Consider the following 6,405-nt stretch of genomic DNA (forward strand, 5'->3'; position numbering starts at 1 on the left):
CCAGCACCAATTCCAGCACCAATTCCAGCACCGACTCCAGCACCGACTCCGGCACCAATTCCAGCACCGACTCCGGCACCAATTCCAGCACCAATTCCAGCACCAATTCCAGCACCGACTCCAGCCCCAGTATCAAATAATCTGCCGATCGCCCCGACAGTTCAAAATCCCGCACCAGTATCAAATAATCTGCCGATCGCACCGACAGTTCAAAATCAAACGCTTGCACCAGCAACAGTAACGCCTCCAGCAGTTTCACCCAACCAGATATTTGTTGTGCCTGCTGCAGGGCCAATAAATCTCGCGCCGTCAAACGCACCGGCTCAGGCTCCTGCGCTCTCCGTCAGCGGGCCTCCGAACACAAATCCTTTATTTTCCCCCAGCTTGCAACAGCAAAACCGGATATCCAATTCCTTACAACAGCGCAATTCACCCCCCGCCTCCCCAAATATTGGTGCTTCCTTGTCGGCAACCAACCTCAGCAACGTTATTTTTCCAGTAGAGGAGAGGTTTACCGGCGATTTTGTCGATTACCTGAATTTGCCGTCAACAAATGCGATCGCCACCCTAGAATATGCTCAAAATACCCTTAGCAGAGTCCAAAAAGCCACAGGCATCAAACCAGCTCTCGTTTATATGAGCTTTGTACCCAAGGGTTCTAGACTCGATCGACCTTACAACAGTTCGCCCCTGTTGCGCGTAGAACAGCAAATTCAAGGCTCTGACGAACTGGAACTGATGGTAATTACCCCAGAAGGCGTGCCGGTGCGGAAGCGCATCTCAGGAACCTCTCGCGCCCAGGTAATGGAAGCTGTTCGGAAATTTCGCAGCGAACTCACTAATCCGGTAAAGCGCAATACTAAAACTTATTTACCCTTGGCTCAGCAGCTCTACCAGTGGATGGTAGCGCCGCTCGAAGCAGAGCTGCAAGCTAAAGGCATTCAGAATTTATCTTTTATCTCGGATATGGGGTTGCGATCGGTCCCGATGGCCGCCCTCCACGACGGCAAAGGCTTTCTGATAGAGCGTTACAGCGTCGGCTCAATGCCTAGTCTGAGTTTGACAGATACCACCCCCGCCAATTTCAAAAATACTCAAGTTTTGGCAATGGGCGCGTCGCAATTTCCAGATATGAATCCTTTACCTGCGGTGGAGGTAGAAGTATCCACAATTACCCCCCAGGAGTGGCCCGGTAAGTCTTTCTTGAACCAAGCTTTCACTCTGGCTAATTTGAAATCGCAGCGCCAGCAGCACCCTTTTGGGATGATTCATTTGGCTACTCATGCCGAATTTCGATCGGGAGATCCCAGCCAATCTTTTATTCAGTTGTGGGATACTAAATTGCGTTTGGATCAGTTGCGGGAGATGGGATGGTACCGCCCGCAGGTTGAAATGTTGGTTTTGAGCGCTTGCAGGACTGCTGTGGGCGATCGGGAGGCAGAGTTGGGCTTTGGCGGGTTAGCCGTGCAAGCGGGGGTTAAATCGGCTCTGGCGACTCTCTGGTATGTCAGCGACGAGGGCAGTTTGGGATTGATGGCGGAGTTTTACGGGCAGTTGAAAACTGCTCCGATTAAAACAGAAGCACTCCGGCAAGCGCAATTAGCCATGTTGCGCCAAGATGTGCGAATTGAAGGGGGGATGTTGCACACTTCTGTTGGTAATGTGCCGCTACCTCCGGAATTGGCAAACACGGCGACGCGCAATTTTTCTCATCCCTATTATTGGTCTGCTTTTAGAATGATTGGTAATCCTTGGTGATCGGATTTGTTTTGGTCGATCGACTGTAATAAGATTCGATCGCGCGTGCCCGCAGCAGTAAGGGCAGGGCGGGTTTATACGATCGATCGATAATTATCAAATATCTTGACGAACCCGCCCCTGCCGAACTTGATATCATACCTGCATTCAGCAACGCCGTAACTGTCATAGATCGGGCCGTACTCGATAACTAACATAACGGCATTGGGTGTTGCCAAATAGGGCTGTGATTTATCCATCTTCGCTTCCTTATTCGTGAGTTTCTCGATCGCACCCCGCCCCCTCAAGTGCAATCCCTCACATCGCCTCAATCTTCCTGCGGCAAATTTTCCAGCCAAACCTCTAAATCTGCGATCGACTGAAAATCTAACAATTCCTCTGCTAGAGTTTCAATTTGCTCGATCGACAAATCAGCAATTCTAGAGGTGATAGATTCCGGCAAAGTTCCAACTCGCCGATTTAACAGACGGCGATTTAACTGACGTAAAATCAAGGCTCTTCCTTCTTGTTCGCGGCCTTGTTCAATGCCTTGTTCAATGCCTTGTTCGCGCCCTTCTTCCTTAGCTTCCCGATAAAACCGAGTTTCCTCAAGCGTAATCCCTAACATCGCCTCTGCCTCCCTTCGGTTCAAATTTGTAAACTTGTAGACCAGTATTGTCGTCAGCATCTCTATTATGGCGCGACTCGCCGCTTCCGATTCCTCCCGCTGCGATCGCGCCAGCAACAATCGCGCAGCTTCCGGCGTACTCGCTTCGTCGATAGTCGTCAACGCCATCAGCGCCACTCCCAGCGGCAACTGTTCGATCGCACCCAACTCATCCAAATATACCCGATGTACCTGATTGCTGCTGGTGAGCGATCGATAGGGATGCGTTTCTGATTGTTCAGTCGATCGACTCGGATAAATTACCACCGCTTCCCAATCAGTAAATCGCTGGCGGTTGCGATAAAAATACAAAAACGACTCACCAAACAATCTCTCATAAAGCAATTCATCCCGCTGAAACTGCACCTCACAGAAATATACAACTCCCGGTTCAGCATCCGGCGGCAAAAACACCCCATCAATTTCAAACTTCGGTTCCTTCACCGCCACCGAATCAAATCGATACTGTTCCGCATTTGATGGTGACTCTTCCAATAGCTCAAACAACAGCGTCGGAGCTTCTTGAAATAACTTATAAAAAATTGAATCTCGACGCATTAACTCAACATCTCCTATCGTGTGCGATCGATTGACCGATCTCGGATTGGTTCGTAGTGATATCGTTTCCGGTTGCATCGGAATGATTTAACCGCAGAGAACACAGAGTACACAGAGTCCGAGAATATATATCTGAATCATTCCGATGAAGAGAGGATTTGATCTGAGGACTTGCATACGCTCCGGGATTGCGTATGCAAGTCCGCACTACGAAGCGTTTTTGTTATACTAATCGACTGCAGATGATATCATCTAGCCTGTGCAACTTATCCAACCATCAGTCGATTTTAGATTTTAGATTTTAGATTTTAGATTTTAGAATTGACTTCTCCAGATGAATCACCGGAGCTTGAGCTTTGATTGAAAATTTGGAGAGTATCCACGACTTGATTCGGGGGATTTCGTTTTTTTGCTGGTTGCAAAAACAGCAAGTGGGTAATCTGCTAAATCAATTTTAAACGATTCGAGATAGCCCCAGAGCGAAAAACATCCTATATTTTCAGTCCCAGACGCAATCCCGACAAAGAAACCGGGTTTTTTACTCGATATCTGGGTGACAACGAAGGATTTTCCTGAAAAAACCCGGTTTCTGCCAGCCCCTGCGTCCAAGACTAAATTTGTTAACTGGCGATCGAATTTCGACCCTCAGCATTCGGTGTTTCCTTACTTTCAACTCGTCCAACCTCAAGCCGTCAGCCAGAATCAACCAGCGCGACTTGACGGGGTGACACTCGTCTGGTGGGTCAAGAGTAGCTTGTTTTAGGCGTCCGCCCGATCGCCCCCAGGCACCTCAACCACCCCCAAAAACTCATAATTGCCACAAAAATTCAAAATCTCAAACCCAAAACTCCCGAACGCCAGTACGATCGATATAGTTAGCAAAAATAAGTAAAAACACTACCGGAGTAAATAATATGGATCTGGTCGTACTTCAGAACTGGCTGGACAACATCTCCTTCGCCATCCTGTTCGCAACAATGCTCATCTACTGGGTAGGCGCAGCCTTCCCCAACATTCCCTACCTGGCCGCCCTAGGCACCGCAGGAATGGCCGTCGCCAACCTCTCCATCGCCACCTTACTCGGTTCGCGGTGGATAGAAGCCGGCTACTTTCCACTAAGCAACCTCTACGAATCCCTATTTTTCCTAGTTTGGGGCATCACCGCCATCCACCTAGTCGCCGAAAATATGAGCCGTTCCCGCCTAGTCGGAGTAGCGACAACCCCCGTAGCAATGGCAATAACCGCCTTTGCCGCCCTGACTCTCCCCGACACCATGCAATCGGCAGAGCCCCTAGTACCAGCCCTCAAATCCAACTGGCTGATGATGCACGTTAGCGTCATGATGCTCAGTTACGCCACCTTAATGGTAGGAGCATTACTGGCGATCGCATTTTTAATCGTCACCCGCGGCCAAAAAATCGAACTCACCGGCAGTTCCTTCGGCACCAACAGCAACCGCAACGGCAACTACCGCCTCCAACGCCCCCAAAACCCCCAACCCCCAGCCGACGACGACAGCCGACAACCTGCTGGCGAACCCGCTTTCAACAGCAATAACGGTTACAGCACCACCGCAGTGCTCGAACTAGCAACCGTTCAAACCGCATCAACCGCCCCAACTCAAACCGCAGAACTTCTCTCGCCCCAGCGCTTGAATCTAGCAGAAACCCTTGATAACATTAGCTATCGCATCATCGGTTTAGGATTCCCCTTGCTGACAGTTGGAATTATCGCCGGTGCCGTTTGGGCCAACGAAGCTTGGGGCTCATACTGGAGTTGGGATCCGAAAGAAACTTGGGCGCTAATTACTTGGTTAGTATTTGCAGCCTACCTGCACGCCCGCATCACTCGCGGCTGGCAGGGAAGACGCCCAGCAATTTTAGCCGCCACAGGTTTTGTAGTAGTTTGGATTTGCTATTTAGGCGTTAATCTGCTAGGCAAAGGTTTACATTCCTACGGTTGGTTTTTCTAATTTCCCAGCCACCAATGGGCCACCGAAAAACAGCATAAATCAAAGCGTAGGGATTAATAGCATCTCCGGTTCTCAGGTGGCAACGCCCAATATTAGTGTCAAACTCAGCCTAAAATCCTGTGTATCTCTCGCTTGCATCCGAGTCTGACTCTTTCTAAATTCCCCTTTAAAAGGGGACTTCCATCGCTTCCAATCCCCCCTCTTCTTGAGGGGGAGTAGGGGGGCAAGAATTCGGGGAGTTCGGAGCCTAATCGTCAAACAGCAGACCGGTACTGCGTTGGAGGTAAACTTGACATCAATGCAATGCCAGCTTATAAAAGCATCGAGAATCAAAAACTTTCTTCCCTCTTCCTTCTTTTTACCCGCTCGCGTAGCCGAAGGGCCCTCTGCCCTTTTCCGTCTTCCTTCATTAAAATGACAATTGATATGGACGAATCACAAATATTTCTCAAAGAAGACGATGTTTTGTCTGCTCCTGCCAGCGCTTTAATGTATCAGTGTACATTCAAAGTTAGCGAATTTATGACCATTCTGCAGTCAAAATTGCTAGAACAACACTTATTTTCAGACGGCATGGATTGCGAAGTTTTAAGTGCCGGAAAAAACTGGACAAAAGGCAAACTTAGGATGCGTCTGGAGTTTTACCCGGTAGAATCTGAAGTAACAGAACAAAAAGCCCTTCCTGCTGCCACAGAAACATCAGACACCGCGCAGGCATACGACCAAAATATCTCAGTTTCAACTGATACTAATAATGATGAACCAACTGTCGCCGCTCCAACACAAATAAGTAACAATTATCCTGTGTCTGGGTATCCAGAAAGCAACCCCCAAAGTAGAGGAATGTGGAGCTAAACAGCAGAGAGTTAGAGAATGGGAGAGTTGAAATTGTGAGTGGAAAAAAGGGGGAAAATTGCCCAATTCCCAATCCCTCCGCTTCGCTCCGCCCAATTCCCAATGACTTACTGCATGAAAAACTGCTCTCATGGCTGAATCTTCCAATTGGACGCACCTCCACGCTCAACTGCACCGGACGCTGCTGCTGCGACAAATATTGCCATCAAATCAGCGATTGTTGGTAGCAGTATCCGGCGGGCAAGATTCTCTGTGTTTGCTCAAATTACTGGTGGATTTGCAGCCAAAATGGGGTTGGGATTTAGCGATCGCCCACTGCGATCACCGCTGGCGTTCAGATTCTCAATCAAATGCAACTCATGTAGAAAATTTAGCTAAAACTTGGGGCATATCCTATTATTTGCAAACCGCCTTGTTAGTCCCCAAAACCGAAGCGGCGGCCAGACAGTGGCGGTATCAAGCTTTAACCGAAATTGCGCTCGCCCACAACTCCCCCTACATTGTGACAGGCCACACAGCCAGCGATCGCGCCGAAACACTCCTCTACAACCTGATTCGCGGTAGCGGTGCCGACGGACTTTCCGCCCTCACCTGGACGCGCCCCATTGCCGATTT

Annotated in this window: 7 protein-coding genes; 4 read left to right on the forward strand and 3 right to left on the reverse strand. The window is 49.2% G+C overall.

All coding sequences use genetic code 11. The annotated features are described in order from the left end of the window. Window positions 1-295 (reverse strand): hypothetical protein (locus WBA89_RS26180; RefSeq protein WP_424410557.1); only part of this gene is annotated, 295 nt, incomplete at its 3' end. Here WBA89_RS26180 and WBA89_RS26185 point away from each other — a divergent pair. Continuing rightward, window positions 277-1,758 (forward strand): CHAT domain-containing protein, encoded by a 1,482-nt coding sequence (locus WBA89_RS26185; RefSeq protein WP_424410558.1) that lies wholly within the window; start codon window positions 277-279, stop codon window positions 1,756-1,758. The two genes, WBA89_RS26180 and WBA89_RS26185, sit on opposite strands and share 19 nt — an antisense overlap. Window positions 1,759-1,832: 74 nt before the next feature. Here the strand turns inward: WBA89_RS26185 and WBA89_RS26190 are convergent, their stop codons facing one another. Continuing rightward, window positions 1,833-2,096, reverse strand: coding sequence for a hypothetical protein (locus tag WBA89_RS26190; RefSeq protein ID WP_424410559.1), 264 nt, complete (start codon window positions 2,094-2,096; stop codon window positions 1,833-1,835). Next, window positions 2,066-2,962 carry an Rpn family recombination-promoting nuclease/putative transposase gene (locus WBA89_RS26195; RefSeq protein WP_424410561.1) on the reverse strand — a complete coding sequence of 299 codons (897 nt, stop codon included), beginning with the start codon at window positions 2,960-2,962 and terminating at the stop codon, window positions 2,066-2,068. The genes WBA89_RS26190 and WBA89_RS26195 overlap by 31 nt, the downstream gene beginning before the upstream one ends. A 914-nt stretch (window positions 2,963-3,876) precedes the next feature. Here WBA89_RS26195 and ccsB point away from each other — a divergent pair. From ccsB to tilS, 3 genes are all read left to right on the forward strand, one after another. Then, complete coding sequence (ccsB, locus tag WBA89_RS26200; RefSeq protein ID WP_424410563.1) at window positions 3,877-4,935, forward strand: c-type cytochrome biogenesis protein CcsB; 1,059 nt, start codon at window positions 3,877-3,879, stop codon at window positions 4,933-4,935. Between the two features lie 303 nt (window positions 4,936-5,238). Further along, on the forward strand, window positions 5,239-5,790 hold the full coding sequence (locus WBA89_RS26205; RefSeq protein WP_424410565.1) for a KGK domain-containing protein: 552 nt from the start codon (window positions 5,239-5,241) through the stop codon (window positions 5,788-5,790). Window positions 5,791-5,920: 130 nt separating this feature from the next. Next, window positions 5,921-6,405 (forward strand): tRNA lysidine(34) synthetase TilS (tilS, locus tag WBA89_RS26210; protein WP_424410566.1); only part of this gene is annotated, 485 nt, incomplete at its 3' end.

Source organism: Microcoleus sp. (assembly GCF_049646505.1).
Classification (GTDB): Bacteria; Cyanobacteriota; Cyanobacteriia; order Cyanobacteriales; family Microcoleaceae; genus Microcoleus.

Coding starts and splice junctions, on each gene's coding strand:
- WBA89_RS26195 (WP_424410561.1), bottom strand. CDS start 2,962: ATGCGTCGAGATTCAATTTTTTATAAGTTATTTCAAGAAGCTCCGACG.
- ccsB (WP_424410563.1), top strand. CDS start 3,877: ATGGATCTGGTCGTACTTCAGAACTGGCTGGACAACATCTCCTTCGCC.
- WBA89_RS26205 (WP_424410565.1), top strand. CDS start 5,239: ATGCCAGCTTATAAAAGCATCGAGAATCAAAAACTTTCTTCCCTCTTC.